The sequence below is a fragment of the Thioalkalivibrio sp. AKL7 genome, from assembly GCF_000381705.1.
GTDB classification, from domain to species: domain Bacteria; phylum Pseudomonadota; class Gammaproteobacteria; order Ectothiorhodospirales; family Ectothiorhodospiraceae; genus Thioalkalivibrio; species Thioalkalivibrio versutus.
On sequence record NZ_KB906951.1, the window covers coordinates 1 to 26,576 of the forward strand.

At 66.5% G+C, this 26,576-nt stretch carries 27 protein-coding genes and 1 pseudogene; 16 read left to right on the plus strand and 12 right to left on the minus strand.

What is annotated here, in order from left to right:
- From G315_RS0108970 to G315_RS0108995, 6 genes are all read right to left on the minus strand, one after another.
- A partial coding sequence (locus G315_RS0108970) for a GDP-mannose 4,6-dehydratase (protein WP_019612351.1) occupies nucleotides 1–363 on the minus strand: 363 nt, incomplete at its 3' end.
- A gap of 4 nt (nucleotides 364–367) precedes the next feature.
- Nucleotides 368–625, minus strand: a complete 258-nt coding sequence (minE, locus tag G315_RS0108975; RefSeq protein WP_018937842.1) for a cell division topological specificity factor MinE — start codon at nucleotides 623–625, stop codon at nucleotides 368–370.
- A gap of 2 nt (nucleotides 626–627) precedes the next feature.
- Nucleotides 628–1,437, minus strand: a complete 810-nt coding sequence (gene minD / locus G315_RS0108980; protein WP_018144362.1) for a septum site-determining protein MinD — start codon at nucleotides 1,435–1,437, stop codon at nucleotides 628–630.
- 91 nt (nucleotides 1,438–1,528) lie between these two features.
- Nucleotides 1,529–2,251 carry a septum site-determining protein MinC gene (gene minC / locus G315_RS0108985; protein WP_019612352.1) on the minus strand — a complete coding sequence of 241 codons (723 nt, stop codon included), beginning with the start codon at nucleotides 2,249–2,251 and terminating at the stop codon, nucleotides 1,529–1,531.
- 184 nt (nucleotides 2,252–2,435) lie between these two features.
- A complete protein-coding gene (locus tag G315_RS0108990; protein ID WP_018144364.1) occupies nucleotides 2,436–3,209 on the minus strand; it encodes a DUF1295 domain-containing protein in 774 nt (257 codons plus the stop codon).
- 3 nt (nucleotides 3,210–3,212) lie between these two features.
- Nucleotides 3,213–4,250 (minus strand): cyclopropane-fatty-acyl-phospholipid synthase family protein, encoded by a 1,038-nt coding sequence (locus G315_RS0108995; protein WP_019612353.1) that lies wholly within the window; start codon nucleotides 4,248–4,250, stop codon nucleotides 3,213–3,215.
- Between the two features lie 275 nt (nucleotides 4,251–4,525).
- Between G315_RS0108995 and G315_RS0109000 the strand changes: the two genes are divergently transcribed.
- Both G315_RS0109000 and G315_RS0109005 read left to right on the plus strand, forming a co-directional pair.
- On the plus strand, nucleotides 4,526–6,634 hold the full coding sequence (locus G315_RS0109000; RefSeq protein WP_019612354.1) for a DUF1631 family protein: 2,109 nt from the start codon (nucleotides 4,526–4,528) through the stop codon (nucleotides 6,632–6,634).
- Nucleotides 6,635–6,732: 98 nt separating this feature from the next.
- Nucleotides 6,733–7,266, plus strand: a complete 534-nt coding sequence (locus tag G315_RS0109005) for a lipocalin family protein (protein ID WP_018144367.1) — start codon at nucleotides 6,733–6,735, stop codon at nucleotides 7,264–7,266.
- Between the two features lie 21 nt (nucleotides 7,267–7,287).
- On the opposite strand, the gene G315_RS0109010 is transcribed toward G315_RS0109005, so the two are convergent.
- Nucleotides 7,288–10,959, minus strand: coding sequence for a hydantoinase B/oxoprolinase family protein (locus G315_RS0109010; protein ID WP_019612355.1), 3,672 nt, complete (start codon nucleotides 10,957–10,959; stop codon nucleotides 7,288–7,290).
- Nucleotides 10,960–11,041: 82 nt separating this feature from the next.
- Between G315_RS0109010 and G315_RS0109015 the strand changes: the two genes are divergently transcribed.
- Both G315_RS0109015 and G315_RS0109020 read left to right on the plus strand, forming a co-directional pair.
- The gene (locus G315_RS0109015; protein WP_019612356.1) at nucleotides 11,042–12,121 is read left to right on the plus strand and encodes a metal-dependent hydrolase; all 1,080 of its coding nucleotides are present in this window, start codon (nucleotides 11,042–11,044) and stop codon (nucleotides 12,119–12,121) included.
- 59 nt (nucleotides 12,122–12,180) lie between these two features.
- The gene (locus G315_RS0109020; protein ID WP_051076210.1) at nucleotides 12,181–12,444 is read left to right on the plus strand and encodes a hypothetical protein; all 264 of its coding nucleotides are present in this window, start codon (nucleotides 12,181–12,183) and stop codon (nucleotides 12,442–12,444) included.
- Between the two features lie 268 nt (nucleotides 12,445–12,712).
- Here the strand turns inward: G315_RS0109020 and G315_RS14740 are convergent.
- From G315_RS14740 to G315_RS0109030, 3 genes and pseudogenes are all read right to left on the minus strand, one after another.
- Nucleotides 12,713–12,973: pseudogene (locus G315_RS14740) on the minus strand (hypothetical protein).
- 432 nt (nucleotides 12,974–13,405) lie between these two features.
- The gene (gene fabA / locus G315_RS0109025) at nucleotides 13,406–13,918 is read right to left on the minus strand and encodes a 3-hydroxyacyl-[acyl-carrier-protein] dehydratase FabA (RefSeq protein WP_018146069.1); all 513 of its coding nucleotides are present in this window, start codon (nucleotides 13,916–13,918) and stop codon (nucleotides 13,406–13,408) included.
- A gap of 92 nt (nucleotides 13,919–14,010) precedes the next feature.
- Entirely contained in the window at nucleotides 14,011–14,325 is a 315-nt protein-coding gene (locus G315_RS0109030; protein WP_019612357.1) for a hypothetical protein, read from the minus strand.
- Between the two features lie 200 nt (nucleotides 14,326–14,525).
- On the opposite strand from G315_RS0109030, the gene G315_RS0109035 reads away from it, so the two are divergent.
- From G315_RS0109035 to mnhG, 9 genes are all read left to right on the plus strand, one after another.
- Nucleotides 14,526–15,860 (plus strand): hypothetical protein, encoded by a 1,335-nt coding sequence (locus tag G315_RS0109035; RefSeq protein ID WP_019612358.1) that lies wholly within the window; start codon nucleotides 14,526–14,528, stop codon nucleotides 15,858–15,860.
- A 110-nt stretch (nucleotides 15,861–15,970) separates the two neighbouring features.
- Nucleotides 15,971–16,672 (plus strand): TIGR04211 family SH3 domain-containing protein, encoded by a 702-nt coding sequence (locus G315_RS0109040; protein ID WP_018146066.1) that lies wholly within the window; start codon nucleotides 15,971–15,973, stop codon nucleotides 16,670–16,672.
- A 260-nt stretch (nucleotides 16,673–16,932) separates the two neighbouring features.
- Nucleotides 16,933–19,233 (plus strand): putative monovalent cation/H+ antiporter subunit A, encoded by a 2,301-nt coding sequence (locus tag G315_RS0109045; RefSeq protein ID WP_018146065.1) that lies wholly within the window; start codon nucleotides 16,933–16,935, stop codon nucleotides 19,231–19,233.
- Nucleotides 19,230–19,655 carry a Na+/H+ antiporter subunit B gene (locus G315_RS0109050; RefSeq protein ID WP_018146064.1) on the plus strand — a complete coding sequence of 142 codons (426 nt, stop codon included), beginning with the start codon at nucleotides 19,230–19,232 and terminating at the stop codon, nucleotides 19,653–19,655. Before G315_RS0109045 ends, G315_RS0109050 begins: the two co-directional genes overlap by 4 nt.
- Nucleotides 19,655–20,002: a Na+/H+ antiporter subunit C gene (locus G315_RS0109055; protein ID WP_018146063.1), complete on the plus strand. Its 348-nt coding sequence runs from the start codon at nucleotides 19,655–19,657 to the stop codon at nucleotides 20,000–20,002. The genes G315_RS0109050 and G315_RS0109055 overlap by 1 nt, the downstream gene beginning before the upstream one ends.
- On the plus strand, nucleotides 19,999–21,504 hold the full coding sequence (locus G315_RS0109060; protein ID WP_018146062.1) for a Na+/H+ antiporter subunit D: 1,506 nt from the start codon (nucleotides 19,999–20,001) through the stop codon (nucleotides 21,502–21,504). Before G315_RS0109055 ends, G315_RS0109060 begins: the two co-directional genes overlap by 4 nt.
- The gene (locus G315_RS0109065; RefSeq protein WP_019612359.1) at nucleotides 21,501–21,974 is read left to right on the plus strand and encodes a Na+/H+ antiporter subunit E; all 474 of its coding nucleotides are present in this window, start codon (nucleotides 21,501–21,503) and stop codon (nucleotides 21,972–21,974) included. Before G315_RS0109060 ends, G315_RS0109065 begins: the two co-directional genes overlap by 4 nt.
- Complete coding sequence (locus G315_RS0109070; RefSeq protein ID WP_019612360.1) at nucleotides 21,975–22,250, plus strand: cation:proton antiporter; 276 nt, start codon at nucleotides 21,975–21,977, stop codon at nucleotides 22,248–22,250.
- On the plus strand, nucleotides 22,243–22,641 hold the full coding sequence (gene mnhG / locus G315_RS0109075) for a monovalent cation/H(+) antiporter subunit G (protein WP_018146059.1): 399 nt from the start codon (nucleotides 22,243–22,245) through the stop codon (nucleotides 22,639–22,641). Before G315_RS0109070 ends, mnhG begins: the two co-directional genes overlap by 8 nt.
- Nucleotides 22,642–22,780: 139 nt before the next feature.
- Here mnhG and G315_RS0109080 read toward each other — a convergent pair whose 3' ends face one another.
- A complete protein-coding gene (locus G315_RS0109080; RefSeq protein WP_018146058.1) occupies nucleotides 22,781–23,230 on the minus strand; it encodes a hypothetical protein in 450 nt (149 codons plus the stop codon).
- Between the two features lie 252 nt (nucleotides 23,231–23,482).
- Between G315_RS0109080 and G315_RS0109085 the strand changes: the two genes are divergently transcribed.
- Nucleotides 23,483–24,181 (plus strand): metalloregulator ArsR/SmtB family transcription factor, encoded by a 699-nt coding sequence (locus G315_RS0109085; protein ID WP_019612361.1) that lies wholly within the window; start codon nucleotides 23,483–23,485, stop codon nucleotides 24,179–24,181.
- The gene (locus tag G315_RS0109090; protein WP_018951205.1) at nucleotides 24,178–25,497 is read left to right on the plus strand and encodes an MFS transporter; all 1,320 of its coding nucleotides are present in this window, start codon (nucleotides 24,178–24,180) and stop codon (nucleotides 25,495–25,497) included. The genes G315_RS0109085 and G315_RS0109090 overlap by 4 nt, the downstream gene beginning before the upstream one ends.
- A gap of 29 nt (nucleotides 25,498–25,526) precedes the next feature.
- Here the strand turns inward: G315_RS0109090 and G315_RS0109095 are convergent, their stop codons facing one another.
- A complete protein-coding gene (locus G315_RS0109095) occupies nucleotides 25,527–25,985 on the minus strand; it encodes a DUF6231 family protein (protein WP_019612362.1) in 459 nt (152 codons plus the stop codon).
- 105 nt (nucleotides 25,986–26,090) lie between these two features.
- Here G315_RS0109095 and G315_RS0109100 point away from each other — a divergent pair, with 105 nt between their 5' ends.
- Nucleotides 26,091–26,573 (plus strand): Crp/Fnr family transcriptional regulator, encoded by a 483-nt coding sequence (locus tag G315_RS0109100; protein WP_018146053.1) that lies wholly within the window; start codon nucleotides 26,091–26,093, stop codon nucleotides 26,571–26,573.
- Nucleotides 26,574–26,576: the final 3 nt, after the last annotated feature.

Sequence of the window (26,576 nt, forward strand, 5' to 3'; positions counted from 1 at the left end):
GTGCTCGACGCCGTTATGGCGGCAGCCCTCCAGGATGTTGCCGAAGCCGACCAGGTTGGTGTCGACATAGGCCGCCGGGTTCTCCAGCGAATAGCGCACGCCGGCCTGGGCCGCCAGATTCACCACCCGCTGCGGCCGGTGCTCGCGGAACACCCGCTCCATCGCGGCGCGATCGGCGATGTCCTCGCGCACCTCGGTGAAGTTCGGGTGGTCCTGGGTGCGCGCCAGGCGCGCCTCCTTCAACGAGACGTCGTAGTAGTCGTTCAGATTGTCGACGCCGACCACCTGGTCGCCACGCTCCAGCAGGCGCAGGCTCAGGGCGCTGCCGATGAAGCCGGCCGAGCCGGTCACAAGAACTTTCATCGCGTTAGTCCTGGTCGTCCGGCAGGGTAATGTTCAGCTCGAGGACCTCGCAGTCCCCTTCGCGGTCCACGTTCATCTGCACGGCCTCGTCGTCTACCTGAACGTATTTGCGGATCACCTGCAGCAGCTCCTGCTGCATGGCCGGGAGGTAGTCGGGCCCGGAGCGCGCCGCACGCTCGCGCGCCACGATGATCTGCAGGCGCTCCTTGGCAACGCTGGCGCTCTTCTGCCGCGGCTGACGGAAGTAATCGAAAATCCCCATGATCAACCCTTGAACAGGCGCCCGAAGAAGCCCTTCTTCGGTACATCGACAAAGCGCAGCGGGCGTTCCTCGCCCAGGAACCGGTCCACCGCGTCCTGGTAGGCCTGCCCGGCGTCGGATTCCTCGTCCAGCACCACCGGCTGTCCGGCGTTCGAGGCATTCAGCACCGCCTGGGATTCCGGGATCACGCCCAGGAGTTCGATCGCCAGGATCTCGCCGACATCCTCGATGCTCAGCATCTCGCCGCGTTCGGCGCGCTCGGCGGAGTAACGCGTCAGCAGCAGCTTGCCCTCGATCGGCTCACCGCCTTGCTCCACCTTGCGCGTCTTGCTCGCCAGAATGCCGAGGATGCGGTCGGAGTCGCGCACCGAGGAAACCTCGGGGTTGGTCACCACGATCGCCTCGTCGGCAAAGTAGGCGGCCATCAGTGCGCCGCGCTCGATCCCGGCCGGGCTGTCGCAGACGATAAAGTCAAAGTCGCCGGACAATTCGTTCAGCACGCGCTCCACGCCATCCTGGCTCAGGGCGTCCTTGTCGCGGGTCTGCGAGGCGGGAAGGATGTAGAGGTTGTCCACACGCTTGTCGCGGATCAGGGCCTGCTTCAGGTTCGCATCGCCGTTGATCACGTTGACGAAGTCGTACACCACGCGCCGCTCGCAGCCCATGATCAGATCGAGGTTGCGCAGACCGACGTCGAAATCGATCACGACGGTCTTGTGACCGCGCTGGGCCAGGCCAGTGGCAATCGCGGCCGAGGTGGTGGTCTTGCCCACCCCGCCCTTGCCGGAGGTAATCACTACGATACGTGCCATGTTGGCGGTAGCTCCTTGTCGTCTTGCACGCGCCCGGTGTTCCCGGGGCGTGCGGACGGGTTCCTGTCATTCGTGACCGGCAGGTGGCCGGTCAGATCTCCGCGATCTTGAGGCTTTCGTCGTCCAGTGTCACCAGCCGATTCTCGCCGCGTTCAGCTTCCGTGATGTCTTCGGCGATCCGGTAGTGTCCGGCGATGGACAACAGCTCGGCGTCCAGGCGCCGACAGAAGATACGCGCGGTCACCAGACCGCGCACCCCGGCCAGCGCACGCCCACGTAACGGACCCAGCACATGGATATGCCCGTCCGCCAGCAGTTCGGCGCCCGGCGAGACTGCGCCGGTCACGATCAGGTCCCCCCCGCGGGCGTAGATCTGCTGCCCGGAACGCACCGGTTGATCGACGATACGAGTCGCGCTGTGGACCGCCGCCACGGCGGTCGGCGGGCGTTCCCGCTCGGGCTCGACGGCCTTGTCCTGCGCCGGGGGCTCGTCTTCCAGCGGCACCTCGCCGGAGGGTGCGCCGCCACGCCCGCCCAGTTGCAGCACCGGCAGGACGTCGAACAGTTCGGCATAGCTCTGCAGGCGCTCGGCGGCGGCGCCTGCCTGCAGGCCGATCAGCTTGAAGCCCTCGGCGCGTACGCGCTCGATGGTTGCCTGCAGGTCGGACTCCGGGCTCTCGGCCACTGCCTCCAAATCGAGCACGATGGGCATGTCGCGCATCAGATCCGGGGCCTGGTCGCGCCGCGCGGCCAGCACCTCGCCCAGAACCTGCGGATCGGTCTGGTACACGCGCAGCACAGAGACCAGCATCATGCGGCCTTTCAATTCAATGGCCTGGACAGAACTCGGGGACGCGCTCATCGGATCGGCTGGCTCGCTGGCGGTGACGTGCACAAAAAAGGCGGCGTCCGCAATCTGGGGCGCCGGACAGGACGTGCGCTTTATAGCGCGGACGGGGAAAGCACAGCAAGGGTGCGGGATCACTCCTGCCGCCACATCAGCTGCGCGGCGGGCCCGGGATCAGCGTGTTGGTGCGGCGCACGTAGTCGGCATAACCGGGGCGGGATTCATGCAGACGACTTTCCAGCAACGTGACACCGGACACACGCAGGATCAGCAGGATCATCAGCACCGCCGAGGGCACGGCCCACCAGCCGCCCGCCGCCAGGGCGAGCAGGCCGAACCCGACCCAGACCACAATCTCCCCGAAATAGTTGGGGTGACGGCTGTAGCGCCACAGGCCACGATCCATCACCTGCCCGCGATTGCCCGGATCGGCGCGAAAACGTGCCATCTGCGCATCCGCCACCGTCTCGAAAAAAAGTCCCACCGCCCAGAACAGCAACCCGGCGACGGCCAGCGGCCACCACACCACCTCGGCCCGCACCACGGCCAGCATGGGCAGACCGATCACCGCCACCAGTGCGCCCTGCAACCAGAAGATCGTGACCAGACTGCGCGCGGCAAAGGCACCCTCGCTCCGGCCCGCACGCATGTCCGTGTAGCGCCCGTCCTCGCCGTGGTCCCAATTGCGCCAGGTAATAAAGGCGGACAGCCGCAGCCCCCACAACAGCACCGGGATCACGATCCACAGCCCCAGCAGAGGCCACCCGGCCAGCCCCCACCACACCAGCGTGACCAGGACGAAACCCAGACCCCAGTAGCGGTCCACCAGGCTCGCGTCGCGCCGCAGCACGCTCGCCGCCCAGACCCCCGTCATCAGGGCCAGCGCCGCGCCGAACCCGACCAGGAACATCACCCAACCTGCCATCCGCTAGGCCTCGGGCCGGCGAAACAGGATATGCGACACGAACCACTCGTTCCCGCCGCGATAATCGAACAATTCGGCACAGGCCATGTAGAACATGCGCCAGCGCTGGAACCACAGCGCGGCATCCTGCGCGCCGTAGGTCTGTTCGAACAATGGCATCAGCTCGTCCCGCGCGGCGTCCTGGCGCGCCAGCCAGGCGTTCAGGGTGCGCGCGTAGTGGTGGCCGTTCACCCGCCACTGGCGCACCACGCGCAGATCCTCCTGAAAATGCCGCGCCAGATCATCCGATGGCATCAACCCGTCGCGGAAGAAGTACTGCCCCATCCAGTCGTGTTCGCCCTCGCTCTCGAAGAAGTAGGCGAACTCGCGATGGGCGAAGACATGCATGAACAACTGCCCGCCCGGACGCAGCCAGGTCGCCACGCGCCGCAGCAGCTCGGGCCAGTTGCGCATGTGTTCGAACATCTCCACCGACACCACCCGGTCGAACCCGGTCTGGTCCGGCGCAAAGGTGTTCATGTCCGCGGTCATGATCGTCAGGTTTTCCAGCCCGCGCGCATCCCGCCGGGCCTCGATCGAGGCCCGCTGGGTCGCCGAGTTGGACACCGAGACGATGCGCGACCGCGGGTATTGCTCGGCCATCCAGAGCGACAGCGAACCCCAGCCACAGCCCAGCTCCAGGACCTGCTGCCCGTTCTCGAGGCCCGCCCGTTCGCAGGTCAGCTGCAGCATGGCCGCCTCCGCCCCGCGCAGGTCATCCACGCCCTCCGGCCACCAGGCGCAGGAGTATTTCAGCCACGGCCCGAGGCAACGCTCGAAATATTCGGTCGGAACCTCGTAGTGCTGCTCGTTCGCCACCTCGGTGGACAACGCCACGGGCGCGGCGCGCATCGCCTCGATCAACGCATAGCGCCGCTCCATTGCTTCCTCGGCCGGGGCACCACTCGCGCGCAGCCGCTCGGCCAGCAGCCGACGAATCCCCGCCCGCACGAGCGGGTCCGGCACCCGTCCCTGTTCCGCCCATTCGATCATCCGCTGCATCTGTCGGCCTCTGTTGCAATATTCAGGGAGACACTGACCCGTTCGCACTTTGGCGTTCGAGTCGGCCTTGCGTGCTAGCCCCGGCACCCGCCGCGCCGGGGCTTGTAGAAAGATAGAAGGATCAACGCCAACGTGCGAATGAATCAACATCAACCTCGTTGACCCGGGGCCCGATATGCGGTTCCCCGTCAAGCCAGGGAAACGTCGCGGGTGACTGACACCTTTGCTTGCCGGGGTGCTAGATTGGCAACCTTGATCTCAGCTACTGAACCGACATGGCGCAACCCCAACGGATCCCGGCCCGCACCCTCCACCGCATCTGGGCACCTTTTTTCAAGGCGGTCCAGGAGCGACATGACGCCTTTCTGAATGACCTCGACGACCGCCTGATGGAGGCCTCCGAACGGGCCATCGATTCGCAGCGGGCGGCCCAGAATTTCGCCCTGTCGCGACAGGTTCGAATGGGGAGCTCGACGATCAGGCAACACTTCCGCGAGCGACTACACGCGGCCCTGATCTCTGTTGACGAAACAGAGGGCGCAGGCGACCTCACCGGTGACGGCCTGGAATTGTCCCTGATGGATGACGCCGACACCGAACGTGAAGTTGCCCTGCGCAAGCTCGTCAACAGCGCGCGCTCCAGCCTGTCCGAGGAGATCGACGCGCTGGAGACGGTCACTCGGGATTATGACCTGGCCACGCCGCCCGAAGCCGCGCCCTGGCACCCCCACGCACTGGGCGAGGCGTTCCTCGAGGCTATGGAGGCCGTCCCGCTGTCCACCGACGAATGCCTGCTGCTCCTGCACTGGTTCGATCGTGACATGCTCCGGGAAATGCAGCCCGAAATGCAGGCGCTGCTGCAGGATTTCCGCGAGGCCGGCTTCACGGTTCCCCAGGTGCGCCAGACGACACGCAGGCCGGCCGGTCGTAGCGACACCAACGCGGGACAAACCGCCCCCACCGGCGCCCCGCCGGGGACCGACTTGCCCGGGACCGGCGCCGCATCGGGCAACTGGGGCCAGTTCGGGTACCAGGTACCGCTCGCCGGCCAGGTAATGACTGCAACCGGACAGATGCCCGCCGGCAGCCCGGTCGAGGCTATCACAACCGTGTTGAACACATCCCCGGCCAGCACGCTGGAACCGTTCATCATGGATCTGCTGCAGGGTCTGTTCGACCTGATCCTGAAACGGGACGACCTCAACCCGGCCCTGCGCGAACCGCTTGCCGACCTGCAGCTGCCACTGGTGCGTATTGCGATGCGCGAGACCCACTTCTTTCGCGATCGCACCCACCCGGCGCGCCAGATGACAGGCCTGCTACTGAACATCGCGTTGCGCATCGACCCCGACCTGCCCCTGGAGGAGGCTCGGCAACTGCCGCTCACCCGCCTGGTGTTCGAGAACGTGGAGCGCGTGCGCAACGGTGGCCTCAGCGACAGCGCAGCCTTTGACGAGGCCCTGGATCGACTGCGCAACGAACTCGCGACGGCCGAGGACCAGATCGCCCACCAGGCCGCGAGCGAGCAGGCCGATGCACAGCAGGAAGAACGCACGCTGGAGATCCGTTACAGCGTCGAATCCACGGTGGAGCGCACCGTGATCTCCATGGGCCAGGACATCCCCGACGAGGCCCGCGAGCAGCTGATGGATGCCTGGGTACCCCTGATGACGGCCCAGAAGACCGCTGACGCCGAGACTTCGGCGGTCGGCGATACGCCCCCGGACCCGGCCAACCCGGACAACGATGGCATGGCTCTGCTGCACGAACTGCTGACGCTGATGCAGAAGGAGCCGGACTTCCAGTCCTCCGCCCCGCTCCTGGCCCGTATCCGCGCCTTCCTCGATCGCGCCCCGCTGTCGAAGGAGGAGCGCGCCCGCATCAAGCAGGACCTGGTCAGTGCCCACCTGGTCGCCGCCGGGAAACGCCGTTCCGCCACCGCCGATCGGCAGTCGCCAGCCGAACAGGCGCCGACTGGGCCAACCGGCGAGTCTGGCACCAGCGAAGAACGGTCCGAGCCAGCGCGCAAGCGAGCCAGCGCCCGCCCGGGTTCCATCTTCGGCAGTTCACCGCGCCATCCGGACGACGACCCGTCCCTGATGCGCGACCATGACGACGAACATGTCGAGCATGCCGACAACCTGATCTCCGGCACCTGGATCCAGTTCACCTCCCCCGCCGGCACCCGGGTCACGCGCATGAAGCTGGTCTGGCGCGGCAGTCACGCCGGACGCCTGCTGTTCACCGATGCCGCGGGACGCGCCAAGCGCCAGCACAGCATTCAGGGTCTGGCGCACGAATTCCGCAGCGGGCGCGCCCAGATCATTCCGGAAGAATCGCTGTTCGATCACCTGATGGACCAGCGCCTCGGCCAGACCGCCTGAGTCCAACCCTGGCCCGGTTCGGCACGCGACCTGCCACCCCAGCCGGACCTTTTCCGCCGCGAAGCGGTCCATCTCTCGAACCCCTTTGGGATGCATCGATGACACGCTCACTGGCGGCCCTGTTCGCGGGCCTGGTACTGGGGATCCTGATGACCGGATGCAGCAGCCCGCAGAAGATGCCGACCGTGGATCACGTCGACCTCGACCGCTACATGGGCGACTGGTACGTGATCGCGAATATCCCCACCTTCCTCGAGCGCGATGCCTACAACGCGCTGGAGCAGTACGCGCTGAACGACGACGGCACCATCGCCACCACCTTCTCGTTCAACAAGGGCGGCTTTGACGGGCCGCGCCGCGAGTACAACCCGACGGGTTTCGTGCAGAGCGAGGACAACGCCGAATGGGGCATGCGCTTCCTGTGGCCGTTCAAGGCCGAGTTCCTGATCGTCTACCTCGACGAGGACTACAGCCAGACGGTGATCGGCCGCAGCAAGCGCGACTACGTCTGGATCATGGCGCGCGAGCCGGCGATGCCCGAGGACGACTACCAGGCCATCCTCGCCTACCTCGACGAACTCGGCTACGACACCGACGCGATCCAGCGCGTCCCCCAGCGCTGGGACGACTGACGTCCCCGTGCTGCGGCGAGCCTAATCCCTGACGCGCCCGTAGCCGCCACCCCCCGGAGTCCGGATCTCCACCGCATCCCCCGGACCCACCGACTGGCGATCACAGCCTGCCATCGGCTCGCGCGTGCCATCCGCGCGCAGGATGGCATCCTCGCCCAGCGCCCCCGGCTCGCCACCCGCCAATCCGAACGGGGGTACGCGGCGCCGATTGGCCAGCAGCACCACCTCCATCGCCGCATCAAAACCCAGCCGCCGGATCACGCCATCACCCCCCCGGCGCTGCCCCCGGCCACCGGAGCCGTGGCGATAGCCGAACTGTTCTACCCGCACCGGAAAACGGCTCTCCAGGACCTCCGGGTCGGTCAGGCGCGAATTGGTCATGTGGGTCTGCACGGCGCTGACCCCGTCATAGCCGGGTCCGGCCCCGGCACCCCCGGCGATGGTCTCGTAGTACTGCCGCTCGGCATCGCCGAAGGTCAGGTTGTTCATCGTGCCCTGGGCCGCGGCCTGCACCCCGAGGGCGCCGAACAGCGCGTCGGTCACGACCTGCGAGGTCTCGACGTTGCCCGCCACCACGGCAGCGGGTGGGGCCGGGTTCAGCAGGCACCCCTCCGGGATCGCCAGGTCCACCGGCGCCAGGCAGCCATCGTTCAGGGGAATCTCGTCCTCCAGCAGCGTGCGCAGCACGTACAGCACCGCCGCACGGACGATGGAGCCCGGGGCGTTGAAGTTGTCCTCGCGGGCCGGCGAGGTCCCCGCGAAATCGATCCGCAGGCGGCGCGCTCCCGGATCGGGTGTCACGGCCACCCGGATCTCGGCCCCGTTGTCCAACGCATAGGTGAACGTGCCACCCTCCAGGCCCGCGATCAGCCGTTGTACCGCCTCGGTGGCGTTGTCCTGCACATGCCTCATGTAGGCCGCCACCGTGGCCGCGCCATATTCGTCCAGCAGCCGGCCCAGCTCTTCGAGCCCCTTGCGGTTGGCCGCCACCTGGGCCTCCAGATCGGCCAGATTCTGCTCCGGATTGCGCGCCGGCCAATCGCCCGATCCCAGTAGCGTCCGCATCTCCCCGGTCGCGAAGCACCCGTCGCGCACGAGAAGGGTCGGTGGGATCAGCACCCCCTCTTCTTCCAGACGACGGGAAAAGGCCGGCATCGAACCCGGCGTGATGCCGCCGACATCGGCATGGTGGCCGCGCGAGGCCACGAAAAACGCCGGTTGCGCGATCTCGGCCTGCGGATCCTCCGTCACTGCATCCCCGGGGTCCACGAAGACCGGTGTGACCACGGTGATGTCCGGCAGATGGGTGCCGCCGTTGTAGGGATCGTTCAGCACCCAGGCGTCTCCGGGACGCAGATCACCCTCCGCCGCCGCGATCACCGCGCGCACGCTAGCGCCCATCGAGCCCAGATGCACTGGCATGTGCGGGGCATTGGCGACCAGGTTCCCGCTGGCATCGAACAGCGCACAGGAGAAATCCAGGCGCTCCTTGATGTTCACCGAATGGGCGGTATTGCGCAGTGTGAACCCCATCTGGTCTGCGATTGCCATGAAGCGATTGTTGAAGACTTCCAGCAGGATGGGGTCGCGCGGGATCGCGTCCACATCGGTGGTTTCGGCTGCCCCCCGCCGACCGGCGCCCGCCTCGCGCTCCAGGCACAGCGTGCCCTCGTCCTCGATCCGACCCCGCCAGCCCGGCTCCAGCACCAGCGTTGCGGTGTCCTCGATCACCAGTGCCGGCCCTGCCAGCGTCATCCCGGGGCTCAGGGCCTCGCGCCGGTACAGGGGTACGTCGCGCATCTCGCCCGCCACGACCATCGCGACCGTATCCGCCTCCGGTGCGGGACGCTCGACCATCGAATCCGGTACCCGATCCAGCGGCCACTCGGTCCCGGTCGCGATGGCCTCGGCCGCCGCGACCGCTACCACCAGCTCGCGATCCGGCGGGGCGAAGCCGTAGCGCCCGCGATAAGCCGCAGCGAAGGCCTCCATCAGAGAAGGGGTGGATCCGGCCGAGACCTCCAGCGCCGTATCCGAGCCGGCTAGCCGCAGATGCAGCCGTCGCTCGATGCGCATGTCCCCGGATTCCACCCCCTGTTCCGCGAGGGCCGCGGCCGCCACCGTGGCCTGATCGTCCAGTGCGGCCTCGATCGCTGCGACATGCTCCTCGTCCAGGGGCCACTCCAGGCTGCGCTCGCGCAGGGCCCGCAGCTCGCCCAGCCCCATCCCGTAGGCGGACAGCACGCCTCCCAGCGGATGGAACAGGATGTGGCGCATGCCCAATTGCTCCGCGACCCGGCAGGCATGCTGCCCACCCGCCCCGCCAAAGCAGACCAGGGCATAGCGCGACACGTCATGGCCCCGCTGCACCGAGATGGTCTTGATCGCCTGGGCCATGTGCTCCACCGCGATCTGCAACAACCCCTCGGCCAGCCCCTCCGGCGTCACCCGTTCAGCCGTCATCGACATGACCTGAACCGCCAGCTCATCGAACTGCTGCCGGACCGGCTCCGGGTCCAGCGGACGGTCGCGCTCGGGGCCGAACACGGCCGGGAAATACTCCGGTCGCAAGCGCCCCAGCAGCACATTGCAATCGGTCACCGTCAACGGCCCACCCTGGCCGTAACAGGCCGGACCGGGCTGGGCCCCAGCGGACTCCGGCCCGACCCGCAAGCGGATCCCGTCGAAGCGGCAGACCGACCCACCGCCAGCGGCCACGGTATGGATATCCAGCATCGGCACCCGCAGACGCGCACCCGCCACCTCGCTCTCCTGGCGGCGTTCCAGCTCCCCGGCCAGGTGTGCGACATCGGTGGAGGTCCCGCCCATGTCGAAGGTGATCAGGCGCTCGAACCCCAGGGGCGCGGCGGTCTTCAGCGCGCCAACGATGCCGCCGGCCGGCCCGGACAGGATCGCGTCGCGGCCGCGAAAATGCACCGCGTCCACCAGCCCGCCATGCGACTGCATGAAGCGCAGCGGCACATCCCCCAGTTCGCCGGCCACCTGATCGACATAGCGGCGCAGCACAGGCGACAGGTAGGCATCCACCACCGTGGTCTCGCCACGCGGCACCAGCTTGATCAGCGGGCTGGTCGCGTGGCTGGTCGCTACCTCGGCAAAGCCCATCTCCCGCGCGAGCGCCGCGATGGCCTGCTCATGCGCCGGATAGCGATAGCCGTGGATGCAGACGATCGCCACCGAACGAATGCCCTCATCCAGCGCCGCCTGCAGGCGCGGACGCAGCTCATCAAGATCCACCGGCTGGAGGACCTCCCCGTCCGCGTTCACCCGTTCGCGCACCGGTGCAACCCGCGCATAGATCGGCTGCGGCAGGCGGATGATGCGCGCAAACAGGTCGGGCCGCGCCTGGTGCCCGATCGCCACTGCGTCCTCCAACCCCGCAGTAATCACCAGCAGGGTCGGCTCGCCCTTGCGCTCCAGTAGCGCGTTGGTCGCCACCGTGGTGCCCATGCGCAGCTCGTGGATCACCCCGGCGGGTATCGCGGCGCCGGCGGCCAGCCCGAGGAGGTCGCGGACGCCCTGCACCGCGGCGTCGGCATACGCCTGCGGGTTGTCCGACAGCAGCTTGCGGGTATGCAGGCGGCCTTCCGGGTCGCGTGCGACCAGGTCGGTGAAGGTGCCGCCGCGATCCACCCAGAACTGCCATTGGTTGTCGGTTCGGGCTTGAGTCATGTTTGCCGCTCTGGTCTGATCCCGTGAACTCGGGCGCCGCGCGCCAGTCGCAAGCGCGTCACCTAATAGGAAATGCTCCCGCATGGATCCCGTCACCCAAGCCAGCCTGGGCGCCGTTGTCGGCGGCCTGACCCTCGGATCACGCCTGGGCCGAAAGGCCATCCTGCTGGGCGCTGTAGTGGCCATTATCCCGGACCTGGACGTGCTCATAGCCTACGGGGATGACGTCTCCGATTTCATCCATCACCGCGGCTTCAGCCACTCCCTGCTGCTGCATCTACTGGTCGCGACGGGCATAGCGGGCCTGCTCGCACGCATCCCGGCCACGCGCGATATCGGCTTCGGACGCTGGTGGTGGTTCCTGTTCCTGGTGCTGTCCACGCATGTGCTGCTGGATGCGCTCACCACCTACGGCACCCAGATCCTGTGGCCCTTCGCCGGACCTGTGGGGACAGCCTCGATCTTCGTGATCGACCCGCTCTACACCCTGCCCCTGCTGGTCGCGGCCATCGGCGCGCTGTTCTACCGCTTCGCGCCGCGGCTGCTGGTGGCCGGACTGGTCCTTTCCACCGCCTATGCGGGCTCGGGCCTGGCGCTGAAGGCCTGGATCGACCACCGCATCCAGCCCGCGCTGATCGCGATGGACCTGCAGGACCAGCCGCGCATGGTGCAGCCTACCCCGTTCAACCTGCTGCTGTGGCGCGTCACCGTCGTGGATAATGAACGCTTTCTGGAGGCATGGGTGGGCATCCTCGACCAGCCGATCCGCCCGGACTTCGAGGCCTTCGAGCGCGGCGCGCACCTGCAGCACGAGGCCCTGGCCCTGGAGGATGGCCGGCGCCTGCAATGGTTCGCCGGCGACTTCCTGCGCTTCCACCGGGCCGAGCACACCGACGGCCCCGACCGGCTGGTCGTCACCGACCTGCGCCTCGGCGCACCTGGCTTCTTCCCCTTCGGCTTCGAGATCGCCGAGGAACGCGACGGCGACTGGCAACCCATCACCAGCCGCCAGGTCCGCGAGACCGGCCCGCGTGAAGACGCGATCCGTGCCATCGCCACGCGCATCATTGATCCGGAGGGTGCGCCCTGCCTCATGGACCTGGCCGAACCCGATTACGCCATCACCCGGCCGCCGCCGCGCTGCCGCCTGCAGATGCCGTGATCGGATCCGACGAGCCTGAACCGGGACCCGCGGCCGCCTGCGAACTGTGTGGCCGCAAGATGGACGCGCTGACCCGCCACCACCTGATCCCGCGCAAGCAGCACCGGCGCAAGCGCATCCGCCGGCGATTCAGCCGCGCCGAGCGCGAGGCCCGCATCCTGTGGGTCTGCCGCCCCTGCCATGACCACATCCATAAACACTTCGACGAACAAACCCTGGCGGAACGCCTGAACACGCGCGAGGCGCTCCTCGCCGAACCGGTCGTCCACGACTTCGTCACCTGGATCGCCCGCCACCCACCCGGCTTCAAGCCCCGCGGCTAGCCCCCGGGGGACACAGGACGGCCACTTCCCAAGCCCCGACCTCTTTTGCCTGCGCCGGCGGTGTCGGCGGCTGGTCCTGGTTCGTCCTCCGGTGTTTACGGTGGCTCCGGTCCGCATACTGCCCGGCGCTGACTCGCCAGCGCGCCCCGAGGCACTTTCTTGCTTGCCCAAGAAAGTGCCCAAAGAAGGGCACCCGGATTCCGCCCGGGAACCTTGCTCCAGGGCCCTCGGGCCGGCGGCGCTGAACTCGCTGCGCCTGCGGCTTCGCTCAGACATCCAGCGCCTTCTCCCGGCCCGAGCACCCTTCCGCAAGGGGCTCCATACGGGAGGAGAAGGTCAAAACAGACGGTATCCCGTAGGGTGCGGTTGAGCGCAGCGAAACGCACCGTTCCCCACGTCGTGCGAGACCCTGATGCGATTCGCTTCGCTCATCACATCCTACGCCCCCCGGCGCCCGCTAAGCGGGCGCGGCACGCCGTGGCCGCAGGCCGAGCGTGCCCAAATGCCGGAACAGCCTGCCTCCATCCAATGGCACAGGCCTTCGGGCCGCCGTTGTCTTGACCTTCCTCCCCGTTGTCGTCGCGCCGAGTGGAGAGGGTTTTCGCGGGACGATTCAAAATAGACACGGGGCGCTGGATGTCTGATCGGAGCCGAAGGCGCAGCGAGTTCAGCGCCGCCCGCGAAAAGCCTCGGAGCGAGGGAAACCCCGGCTCGCGCAGCGGGCCGGGGTCGCGGCAGTCGGGCGTGTTTCTTGGGCACTTCTTTGCACGAGCAAAGAAGTGCCTCGCGGCGCGCTGGCGAGAGAGCGCGTGGCAGGCGGCCGGACGGAGGCACGTAAACACCGAGCGCCGAACCATGGCCAGCCAGCAACCGGCAGGCGGCGGACCGAAGTCGCCGTAAACACCGAACGACGAACCAGGGCCAGCCTCCACCAGGCAGGCGATGGCGGAATCCGGTGGGGCTAGAAGTTTTCGGTGGAGGTGAACAGGCCGACGCGGAGGTCGTGGGCTTCGTAGATCGGGCGGCCGTCGACCTTGACGATGCCGTCGCCGATGCCGAGGACCAGCTTGCGCGAGATCACCCGTTTCATGTCGATGTGGTAGGTGACCTTCTTCGCGGTGGGCAGGACCTGGCCGGTGAACTTGACCTCGCCCACGCCCAGGGCGCGGCCGCGGCCCGGGTTGCCGAGCCAGGCCAGGTAGAAGCCAACCAGCTGCCACATCGCGTCGAGGCCGAGGCAGCCGGGCATGACCGGGTCACCCGGGAAGTGGCAGGCGAAGAACCAGAGGTCGGGGTTGATATCCAGTTCGGCGATCATCTCGCCCTTGCCGTACTGGCCGCCGTCGCTGTTGATCTCCAGGACGCGGTCCATCATCAGCATGTTGGGGACCGGCAGCTGGGCATTGCCGGGGCCGAACATGTCGCCGTAGCCGCAGGCCAGGAGTTCGTCGCGATCGTACTGATTCTTCTGCATGGGAGCGCCGCTCGGGGAAAAGGCCGGTATTGGACCGAAACCCGCGCGCAAAAGCAATTGCGGCGGGCGTGGTGACGCTGACCGGCCGGTCGTCAGGCGTCGGATGGATACCGTAGCAGTTCCGCGAGGGTGAAGAAGCGATCGCCGCGCAGGTAGCCGGCCTGGATGTCGGCGGTCAGGGCCGTCGGGCGCCCCTTGCCGTCGCGTTCGGCGACCCAGGGCGCGGGCACGGTATCCAGGATATGCGTGCAGGCCAGGCGCCCGTCATCCAGATGGCTGGCATGGACCGCGCCGGTGCGGCGGTCGCGGAAGGCCGGGAGCCAGCCGGCAGTGAACCCGGCATCCAGCCAGGCGGGGTTCTCGGTGCGGGCCGGGGCGGGTGCCGGCAGGAGGTCGAGGCTGAGCATCGCGAAGTCTCCGGGGATTTAATCCGGATATCGGCGCGGGCGGCGCAAACTTGAGTACGGATCCTTGCGCGCGCCGGCAGGCGTGGAGGCGTTGCGACATAATCGGAGCGCGAAGGCGGAGGTCCGAGTTGCGCTGGAGGGTGCGGGCACCGACCATGCCGTAAAACAATAAGCAAGGGGTCGTCGTGGCGGTCACTGTAATGCTGTGGGTAGTGGGGGTTGTTGTCGCGATTATCGTGCTCGATCTGGCGCGACGGCCGCTGCGGCGATTGCTGGTGGGCCTGACGGGTGGGATTACGCGGCTGGTCTGTGCCCTGCGGCGCCAGGTGCTGCATCTGCGCGATGCGGCTCAGCGCTGGCACCAGGCGCATCTGGCGAGGCTGGAGGCGGAGCGCGTGCATGTCGCGGTGCATGCCCTGGAGCGACGCTACGCTCGGCTGGTGGGCCATGATCTGGCCGAGATCCCCGATCTGCGCCAGCAGGTCCACGAGACGCTGCGCCAGCTGGAGGACGCCTACGCCCGCGACGAGGGGCGCTTGTCCGCCGACCCGGGCTGGGTCAGCCGGCTGGAGGCGCTGGTGAGCACGCCCGTCGGCGAGAGCCCGCAGGGGCAGCGTCTGGCGCAGGACATGCAGGAGACGGTGCTGCGCATCGCTCGCCTGGGTATGGAGGAGCACCGCCAGATGGCCCGTGGCCTGTTGTCGGCGCGCCGCCGCATGGAGGCCCCGTTGCACGAGCTGACCGGGCGCCTGGAGCAAGTTCACCGGCGACTGGCGGACCTGCAGCGCCAGGGGGAACGTCTCGACAACGGTTTGACTCGTTGCGAGAGCCGTGACCATCCGGCGCACCGACAGTGGCCGGCGTATGCCCAGGCGGGTAGCCAGTGGCTGCTGGGCGCAGCCGGACTGGCGCTGACGGCGGTCGCAGTGATCGTGTACCAGCGCCTGTTCGACCCGGCCCTGGGCTCGCAATTTCCGGCGTCCATGGAGGCCGGCGGCGTCGCCTTCCCGGATCTGGTGGTCGTGATCCTGTTGGGGGCGGCCGCGGTCTGTGGCTGGCTGCTGGCCGAGGCGCGCGGTGTCTCGCGGCTCTTGCCACAATCCCTGATGGACGGCAGCGAGGGCGTGCGCCGCGCCCTGGTGGTGGTGGCTGCGGTGGCATTGGCCGCACTGGCGCTGGTCTCCGGGTTTGGCGGTTTTCACCTGGAGTGGGTGGCTTATCGCCAGGAAATGGTGGATACCCTGCTGGCAGGGGGCGAGGCACCCCCGGTGACGCTGGATCTGTTCGAACAGTCGGTGGGGGCGATCCTGGGGCTGGTAATCCCGCTGATCGTGGCGCTGGCACCGATCTGGCTGGTGGGCGTCCTGCAGGCGACCCGAGTGATGCTGGGTGGGCTTCTGAGCTTGCTGCTCGCCGTGCTGGCCGGGGTCCTGTACCTGCTGGCGGTGACGGCGGCGCAGATGCGCCGGCTGGCGCCGATGGCGTTTGACCTGCTCACGTTTCCGTCGCGGGTGGTGCGCGAGCAGTTCTTGTAAGGCTCGCGGCAACCGTTATGTGAACTCGATCAACCCCTGGCGCGGCCTGGCACGCGCTGCGCGGATACCGCTGTAGAATGCAGCGCCGTTGATCCCTGACGAATCAAGAGATGGCAGAAGACATGACGACGAATGGGTGGCCGATGCGGGTGATGGTGCTGGTTCTGGGCGGATTGCTGATGGTGGCCTGGAGCGGCGCCGCCGCTCAGCAGACCCGGTATATCAGCGAGGAACTGGAGGTCGGCGTGCGTGGTGGTCCGTCGAACCAGAACCGGATCGTTAGCGCAGTACGTGCCGGACAGCCCGTGGCCGTGATGGAGCAGTCCGGTGACGGCTGGAGCCGGGTGCGGCTGCCCAGCGGCAACGAGGCCTGGATCCTGACCCGCTACCTGCAGGACGAGCCGCATTCGCGCGAGCGCCTGGCCGAAGTCGAGGCCGAGCTGGCCGAGATCCGCTCTGGGGCAGATGACCAGGAGGGCCGGATCGCGGAACTGCTGGATCGGCGCAATGCGTTGACCGCGGAACGTGACGAACTGCAGGCACAGCTCGCGGAGATGGAAACCGAGCTGGAAGAGCTGCGTGATATCGCCTCGCGGCCGCAGGAAATCCAGCGCGAGAATCGCCGCCTGGAAGAGAACCTGATCGATGCCCGCGACTCCGCCGACGAGTATCGCCGTCAGGTCGAGGTGATGCAGGCGGACAGTCAGCGCAAGTGGTTTATGACCGGGGCACTGGTCACGGTCGGTTCGGTGATCCTCGGGATCGTGCTTACGCGGATTCCCGCCCGACGCCGTCGCAGTGAATGGAGCTGATACCGGGGTCTTGATCGGCGCTTTCCTGAGACCGGTTCTTCTCGTCTGAATCGGCCGCTGTCAGCGTGTCTTTCGGGGCTTGCGCGAGGAACGTCACGTTTCTTGCGCGGCCTCGGCCGAGTCGGTAGGCTTCCGCGACCGATTTGACCCTGGGGTGCCTTGAGCGGCTTGCCCCGTCAGGATCGGAAGGACCCTCACATGCGCGGTCGCGGTCGCGGCCGCGTGCCTTGGCCCGGAACTGAAAGGACTGAGCTGACCGGATGCTGTACGCAATTCTGTCAACGTTCCTGGTGGCGGCGTTTGCGCCCACGATCCACCGCCTGACCGGCCGCACCAGTGGCTGGGTGCTGGGCCTGTTGCCGGCCGGGCTGTTCGTCTATTTCCTGAGCTTCCTGCCGGCGGTTTCCAGCGGCGAATCCATCGTGCTGGCCTGGCCCTGGCTGCCGGGGCTGGATATCCAGCTCTCGTTCCTGGTGGACGGCCTGTCACTGCTGTTTGCGTTGCTGATCTCGGGTATCGGTTTCTTCATCGTCACCTACGCCGGGCGCTACCTCGAGAAGGATCGCGATCTCGGGCGCTTCTACGTGATTCTGCTGGCTTTCATGGGGTCCATGCTCGGGCTGGTGCTGGCGGATAACCTGATCGCGATGTTCGTGTTCTGGGAGCTGACCAGCATCACGTCCTACTTGCTGATCGGCTACAACCACGAGAACGCGGACGCCCGCAAGTACGCGCTCCAGGGTCTGTTCGTAACCGTCGGCGGCGGCCTGGCGATGCTCGCCGGCGTCATCATGCTGGCGATGGCCGGCGGCTCCTACGAGATCTCCGAGATCCTCTCCAACGGCGATGTGGTGCGCGAGCATGCGCTGTATCTGCCGCTGTTGTTCCTGATCCTGCTCGGGGCCTTCACGAAGTCGGCACAGGTCCCGTTCCATTTCTGGCTGCCGCGCGCGATGGCGGCGCCCACGCCGGTCTCCGCCTACCTGCACTCGGCCACTATGGTAAAGGCCGGCATCTACCTGCTGGCGCGCCTGAATCCCTCGCTGGGTGGCACGGATGTCTGGTTCACCACGCTGGTGTTGGTCGGCTCGGTGACCATGTTCACCGGCGTGTTCCTGGCCTACCGCTCCACGGGCGTGAAAAAGGTGCTGGCGTATTCCACGGTGATGGCGCTGGGCACCCTGACCATGTTGATCGGTATTGGCACCGAAACCGCTCTCATGGCGGCGATGGCCTTCCTGCTGGCGCATTCCCTGTACAAGGGCGCGCTGTTCATGGTCGCGGGCATCCTGGATCACGAGGCCGGCGCCAAGGACTTCCTGCAGACCGGCGGACTGCGCAGCACGCTGCCGGTGACGGCGGCATTTACGATCCTCGCGGCACTGTCGCTGGGGGGCGTGATCCCGCTGTTCGGCTTTGTCGCCAAGGAGCTGATGCTGGAGTCGGTGCTTGGGGCCCCGGGGTTGGTCGGCATCCTGACCCTGCTGGCGGTGCTGACCGCGATCCTCGGGGTGGCGGTCGCCGCGATTGTCGGCATCCGGCCGTGGTTCGGGCCGAAGACGGACACGCCCAAGACCCCGCAGCATGACGCCCCGGTGGCCATGCTGGCCGGCCCCGCGGTGCTCGCCAGCCTGGGCCTGATCTTCGGCCTGGGGCCGGGGCTGGCCGACGAGGGCCTGATCAACGAGGCGGCGGCCAGCGTGCAGGGCGCGCCGGTGGACGGCTATCTGTCGCTGTGGCACGGCCTGAACTGGCCGCTGGCGATCTCCGCCTTCAGCCTGTTGGCCGGTGGGGTTCTCTACTGGCGCTGGGAACAGGCGCGCCGCGCGCTGGCCTGGGTCGATCGTGCCGCCGAATACGGCCCGGAGAAGGGCTATTTCAAGATGATGGACGGCCTGGTGTGGCTGTCCGAATGGCAGACCCGAGTGCTGCAGAACGGCTATCTGCGCTATTACGTGATCGTGATCGTCGTGGTGACCGCGGGTCTGGTCGGGGTCACCGCCCAGCTGTTCGAGGTCGGCGTCGGGTCGCTGAATCTCGAGCGCCTGAAGGTCCACGAGATCGCCATCCTGGCGGTCCTGGTGGCCTCCATGCTGTTCGCGGTGCTGACCCGCTCGCGACTGGGCGCGGTGGCGGCCCTGGGCTCGCTGGGCTTCACCGTGGCGCTGGTCTACGTGCTCTACAGTGCGGCGGATGTCGGCATCACCCAGGTGCTGGTCGAGACCCTGACCGTGATCCTGCTGGTGCTGGTGCTGTTCCGACTGCCGGGCTTCCTGAACCTGTCGTCCACCGCGCTGCGCCTGCGTGACGCCGGCATTGCGTTGGTGATGGGCGGCATGATCACGCTGCTGATCCTGAGCACCGTGGATGCGCGGCTGTTCGACTCCATCTCGCAGTACTTCATCGACGAGTCGGTGCCGTCCGGTTACGGCCGCAACATCGTTAACGTGGTGCTGGTGGACTTCCGTGCACTGGATACCCTGGGCGAAATCTTCGTGCTGGCGCTGGCGGCGATCGGGGTGTACGCGATGCTTCGTTTCCGCGCGGAGGACCGCCGATGAACATGCATTCCCTGATCCTGCGCACCGCGGGACATTTCCTGCTGCCGCTGCTGCTGCTGTTTTCCGTGTTCCTGCTGTTGCGCGGGCACGACGAGCCGGGCGGCGGTTTCATTGGTGGGCTGGTCGCGGCGGCGGCGATCCTGCTGTACCTGTTTTCGATGGATACCGAGTCGGCACGCAAGGTGCTGCGGGTGGACCCTCGGGATCTTCTGGGTGCCGGCATGGTGCTGGCGGTGATCAGTGCCATTCCCGGCGTGTTTCGCGGGCAGGCCTTCTTTACTGCCCAGTGGTGGGAGTTCACTGCGCCGATCTTCGGCGAGATGAAGCTCTCGACCGTGCTGATCTTCGATATCGGGGTGTACCTGGTGGTCATCGGCTCGGTGTTGACCATCATGCTCAACCTCGCGGAGGCGGAGGACTAATGGAAGTCGTCATGGCCTTCGTGGTCGGCGGTCTCTATGCCGCGGCCATCTACATGATGCTGCGCCGCTCGATCGTGAAGCTGGTGATCGGCCTGGTGCTGCTGTCGAATGCCGCCAACCTGCTGATCTTTACCGTCGCCGGCATGACATCGGGCGCGCCGCCACTGATCTCCCCCGGGGACACGGTGCCCGAGGGGGTCGCGGCCGATCCCCTGGCGCAGGCCGTGGTGCTGACGGCGATCGTGATCGGTTTCGGGGTGCTGGCGTTCGCCGTGGTACTGATCCACCGCGCCTACGAAGTGGTGCAGGCCGATGACATGGACCAGATGAAGGACACCGATCGATGATGATGTCCGTGGCCCTCCCGATCATCGTGCCGCTGCTGGTCGGTGCGTTGTCGGTGATGTTGTGGCGTTCGCACTTCGCGCAGCGGGCCCTCGGTGTGCTCGGCACCGGGCTGATGCTGGCCGTCAGCGTGTGGCTGCTGGCGGATACCTGGGAGCACGGGCACGTGGTGATGGAGATGGGCTCCTGGCCCGCGCCATTCGGTATCGTGCTGGTGTCCGACATGCTGGCGGCGATCATGGTGGTGCTGACCGGCATCATCGGGTTCGCCACGGCGATCTATTCGCTCTCCGGCATTGGCAAGATGTCGGAGAAGTTCGGCTACTACCCGCTGCTGCATCTGCTGCTGGCGGGGGTGAATGGCGCGTTCCTGACCGGCGACATCTTCAACCTTTACGTGTGGTTCGAGGTGATGCTGGTCGCCTCCTTCGCGCTGCTGATCCTGGGTGGGGAGCGCGCGCAGATGGAGGGGGCGATCAAGTACGTCACCCTGAACCTGCTGTCGTCGATGATCTTCCTGACCGCGATCGGCCTGACCTACGGGCTGACCGGCACCCTGAACATGGCGGATATCGCCGACAAGCTGTCCACCGTCGAGGACACCGGTCTGGTGACCGTAATCGCGATGCTGTACCTGGTCGCGTTCGGGGTGAAGGCCGCGGCGTTCCCGTTCTTCTTCTGGCTGCCGGCGTCCTACCACACGCCGAAGGTGGCGGTCTCGGCGCTGTTCGCGGCGTTGCTGACCAAGGTCGGGGTCTACGCGCTGTACCGCGTGTTCACGCTGATCTTCAATCAGGAAGTCGACTACACCCACGAGATCCTGCTGTGGGTCGCGGCGGCGACCATGCTGACCGGCGTGCTCGGGGCGGCCGCGCATTACGAATTCCGGCGCATCCTGTCGTTTCACATCATCAGCCAGATCGGCTACATGATCATGGGTCTGGCGCTGTTCACGCCGCTGGCCCTGGTGGGCGGGGTGTTCTACATCATGCATCACATCATCGTGAAGGCGAATCTATTCCTGATCAGCGGGATCACGTTCGTGATGAAGGGCACCCACGAGCTGAAGCTGATGGGCGGGATCTACCGTACGCATCCAATGCTGGGGGTGTTGTTTCTGATTCCGGCCTTGTCGCTGGCAGGGCTGCCGCCGCTGTCGGGTTTCTTTGCCAAGTTCATCATCATCCGCGCGGGCATCGAGGCCGAGGCCTACTGGGTGGTGGCGGTCGCGCTGGTGGTCGGGCTGCTGACGCTGTACTCGATGATCAAGATCTGGGCCGAGGTGTTCTGGAAGGCGCAGCCGGAAGGGGTCGAGGGCGAGACGCTTGACGTCACGTCCGGCCCGATGATCTGGATGTGGGTCCCGGTGATCATGCTGGCGCTGATGACCGTGGCCATCGGCCTGTACGGCGAGCCGATCTACCAGATGGCTTTGATGTCGGCCGAGCAGTTGCTGGATCCGTCGCAGTACATCGAGGCGGTACTCGGGGAGGCCCGCCAATGATCGCGCTGACCTGGAACATCGCGCTGGCCCTGATCTGGGTCTTTCTGACCGGGACGTTTACCACCGGCAATCTGGTGGTCGGATTTTTCCTGGGCTACGTACTGCTGGCCTTTGCCCTGCGTGACAAGCCGGGGTTTGCCAGCTATGCGCGGCGGGTGCCGAAATTCATCGGGTTTATCGGGTTTTTCCTGTGGGAATTGTTCCTGTCGAACCTCAAGGTTGCCTACGACGTGATGACACCGACTCACCACATGGTGCCGGGCGTGATTGCCTTTCCGCTGGATGCCAAGACCGATGGCGAGATCACGATTGTTGCCAATTTGATCTCGCTGACCCCGGGGACGCTGAGCCTGGACGTTTCCACCGACAAGAAGGTGCTGTACATCCACGTGATGTACCTCGAGGACCGGGATGCGGTGATCCGCTCGATCAAGTACCTGGAACATCGGGCCCTGGAGGTCCTGCGCTAGATGTTCGATATCGCCATCATCATTGCCAATGGGCTGCTGAGTCTCGCGCTGCTGTTGGGGTTCTGGCGGCTGTACCTGGGGCCGACGCTGCCGGATCGGGTCGTCGCGCTGGAGCTGATCGCGTCGCTGACCATCGGTTTCATCGCGGTCTACGTGATCTCCAGTGGCCGCACCCCGTTCATCGACGTGGCCATGGTGCTGGCGTTGACCGCGTTCCTGGCCGCCGTGGGCTTTGCCCGTTATCTGGAGAAAGGGGGGCACCGGGACGATGACTGAGTTCTTGACGGGGTTGTTTCTGGTCGTCGGGGCCGCGTTCATGGTGGTCGCGGCGCTGGGTCTGGTGCGCATGCCCGACCTGCCGATGCGCCTGCATGCGACCACCAAGGCCGGTGTGCTGGGGGCGGGTCTGATGATGGTCGGCGTGGCGGTCTACTTTGGCGATGGCGGGGTGACCACCCGCGCGGTGGCGGTGATTGGCTTCCTGCTGCTCACCGCACCGGTGGCCGCGCACGCGATCGGGCGCGCCGGCTACTTTGTCGGGGTGCCGCTGTGGGAGCACAGCAAGACCGACGAGCTGAAGGGCCGCTACGACGAGAAGAATCACACCCTGGCCTCGCCCCCGGAGATGCAGGACGCGAAGCAGGACGACGACGTCCCGCGCGCGTGAGCCCGCCGGCGCTCGCGCGCGGATGGCCGATCATCCGGGTAGGGGACATGACGGCGCGCCAGACACGAAAAAGCCGGGGCGCAAGGCCCCGGCCATGGGTACAGTCGTCGGAGAGACGATCGTGCCTGAATAGCGGCCCTCAGGCCGCGTGGGTTTCCTTCGCCTCGCGGGCGGCCCTCGCCTGTTCCGGATCGTAGGCTGCGCCGGACCAGAGCATCTCGTAGGCGATCTCCTCGTTTCCGTTCTCGCACAGTTCCAGTACCTGCTGGAACAGAGGCTGGAAGGTCTCGCTCTGGTGCGACGCTTCGTGTTCGTCGAAGCTATTCCAGAAGGTGATGATGAGGGCTTCCTTGTCCTTCATGGGGCTCTCGACCGCCTGGCCGATGGTGGAGCCTTCATTGGAGACGGAGCCGGAGTTCAGCGCGACAAAGCCGCCGACGAAGCCGGTATCCGAGTGATAGGTCTTTACGTTCTCGCACAGGACGGCGACACGTTCCTGCAGATCGTCGATGGTGTATTCCGGCTTGAGGATCACGCGGTTGATGGTGACGACACCGTCGGCCGGGAAGTTGTTGATCAGTTGGCTCATGACGTTCTCCTGTTGCAGGGGAAGTGTGCCCGAAGGCACGGGTTGCTCGTTAAGTTAGTAAGCAACTTCTAATTGAAGTTCCCGAGTAAACTACTCAGGAATAGGCGATACCCCAAAATCACCCAGAAACCGGAGGGCCCGATCCAGCGCGCCCCTGGCGGTGGGAGGATTCCTCCGCGGCCAGATCCGGGTCATCACCGGACTTGCGTGCGATCCCTGGGTCATCTATCGTTCATTCCAATGAATATTGGAATGAACACTGTGTCCGGACGTGAACTCAAGGATCTGCTGTACGAACAGGTGGCCCGCATCGCGCGCGCCGCGGCCAGCCCGAAACGCCTGGAACTGATCGAGGTGCTGGTGCAGGGCGAAAAGAGCGTCGAGCAGCTGGCTGCGGATGCAGAGCTCAGCGTGAAGCTGACCAGTGCCCACTTGAAGGAGCTGCGCCAGGCGCGGCTGGTCGCGGCCCGGCGCGAAGGGCGCCATATGTTCTATCGCCTGGTGGATCAGCATGTCGCGGATTTCTGGGTAATGCTGCGCACCCTGGCGGAGGAGCGCCTGCTCGAATTGCAGGCCGCGACCCGCGAGATGGCCGAGGGCCCTGGCGAGCTGGCCCCGATGGCGGGCCCCGAACTGCTGGAACAGGCGCGTCGGGGCGATCTCATCGTTCTCGATGTGCGTCCCGGCATGGAATACGCGAACGCCCATCTGCCATATGCCCGATCCATCCCGATCAGCGAGCTGCGCAATCGGCTCGGCGAGCTGCCGAGCGACCGACCGGTGGTGGCTTATTGCCGCGGTCCCTACTGCCTGATGGCCAGCGAGGCTGTAGAGATCCTGGCCGCGCACGGGTTCCAGGCGACCCGCTTCGAGGATGGCGTCGCCGAATGGCGCTATCAGGGTCTGCCATTGGCAACCGTGAGCAACGAGGACAAGGAGAACGCCACATGACGGACCATCACAAGGCCGCGGAGGCCTATGCCCACCTGACGCACGGGATCCGGGAGAACCTCGGGCAGTTCGGTCAGCAGCTGATCCAGGTTTTCTTCGTCGGCCTGACGATCGGGATGATGCGCACGGTCGTGCCGGCCCTGGCGGAGAGCGAGTTCGGGGTGGCCGAGGGCTCGTTCATGCTGCTGACCGCGTTTGTGGTCGCCTTTGGCGTGGTGAAGGGGGCGCTCAATTTTGTTGCCGGTCGCCTGTCCGAACGGCTGGGCCGCAAGACCGTCCTGATGCTGGGCTGGGTGGCGGCGATCCCGATCCCGTTCATGATTCTCTACGCGCCGTCCTGGAGCTGGATCGTGGCCGCGACCGTGCTGTTGGGCGTGAACCAGGGCCTTGCCTGGTCGATGACCCAGACGGCCAAGATGGACATCACCCGTGCCGATGAACGCGGTTTCACCATGGGGATGAACGAGTTCTCCGGCTATGTCGGGGTCGCGGTGGCGGGGATCGTGACGGGCTACATGGCTGCAGCGTTCGGTCCGCGCATGGGGCTGTTGATTTTTGGCCTGGTGGTCATCGCGCTGGCGATCGTGTTGACCGCGCTGTTTGTGCGCGAGACGCTTGACTGGGCGAAGGCCGAGGGTGCGCGGCATGCCGCGGGGCAGTCCACAGGGCCCATCCCGCGGTATTCGAAGAACATCTCCGATACGCCCAGCACCTGGGAGGTGTTCACGCTGATGTCCTGGCGCGACCGGCGCATGGCCGCGTTCAGTCAGGCGGGGCTGGTCGAGAAGTTCGTGGATGCGCTGGTGTGGGTGTTCTATCCGGTGTTCCTCTACCAGCAGGGGCTCAGTCTCGCGGCGATCGGCTGGGTGGTCGGGATCTACGGGTTTGTCTGGGGCGGATCGCAGTTCCTCACCGGCCGCCTGTCGGACCATATTGGCCGCCGGCAGCCGATTATCTGGGGCATGTGGATCTGCGGCGGCGGGGTGGCCCTGACGCTGCTGGGCGAGGGCGTGCTGTGGTGGTCGTTCGCGGCGGCGGTGACCGGTCTCGGCATGGCGCTGCTGTATCCCAACCTGAGCGCGGCAGTGGCGGATATCGCGCACCCGAACTGGCGCGGTTCGGCGATCGGGACCTACCGCTTCTGGCGGGATCTTGGCTACGGAGTGGGGGCCTTCGGGTTGGGCATCGTGGCCCATATTGGCGGGTCGGTGGTCTGGGGCTTCTGGTTTGTGGTGATCGCGATGTTTGCCTCCGGCGCCGTGGTCTGGTGGTGGGGCGAGGAGACGCATCCGCGCCTGAACCCCGACGACGATTAGGCGTATGGCGGCTCGTCCGCCGGGCGCCGCTACCAGCGGCGCTTGTCCCACATCTCCGGGTTGGCCCAGAAACGGGCGTTCAGCCAGTCGGGGGTGAGCTTGTAGTCGTACAGGCTGGTGCGATAGACCGTGTGATCCGGCGCGGCCGCCTCGGCCTCCGGGTCGTGGCGGAAACCGAGGGCGAGGAAATCGTTCAGGCCCCAGCGTTCGTCGTCCCGGCGGTGCAGGATCAGCACCTCGTCGGCCCAGCGGTCGCGCAGCCCGCCCAGGAGTTGCTGGCCCGTCGTGACGTCCAGTGCGCTCAGCGTATCCGGCAGCAGGACCAGCGGCACGCGCGGCCCGGGCGGGTGCTCGAGAAATGCCGCGACGCTCTCCTGCTCCACGCCCGGAGGGCTTTCCTGGCGATCCGGGTCGGCCACAAGCAGGACGGTCCGGCCGTCGCGCAGGCGCTGCGGCAGGTGGCGGCGCAGGGCATCGATGTCGATCAAGCGGTACCTCCCCGGTGGTCTTGGTCGCCCCGTCCCGGGGTCGCGTTCGTTATACTCTAATGTACTCCCACTTCTACTGCGGACCCGTCAGAAGGAAGCCTCTCCATGTCCAAGGAACTGCTGACCGAATTCCTCTCCAAACACCCGATCTCGGCGTCGCTGACGCCGGCCGAGGTCGAGATCCTTCTCGAATACCTGGAGGTGCTGGAAACCCATCACAAGCAGGTGATCGCCGATATCGGCGAGGTCGGGGAGTCGTTGTTCTTCGTCGTCAGCGGGACCGCCGCGCTCTACCATGACGACGGCAACCAGGAGATCGAGGTCGGGCGCATGCAGACCGGCGAACTCGCCGGGTCCATGTCGTTCTTCGACCGCGTGCCGCGCGGCGTACGCATGCGCGCCCTGAGCGACAACACGCGTCTGCTGCGTCTGTCGCGGTCCATGTATGACCGCCTGCGCGTCGAACAGCCGTACATTGCGGTGAACCTGCTGGAGTTCGCCATCATCAGCCTGGATCACCTGATCCGCCGGGTCTCCGAGGACGTGGCGACGTACGCCCACTACCTCTATTCCCCGGGCAAGAAGTAGGGC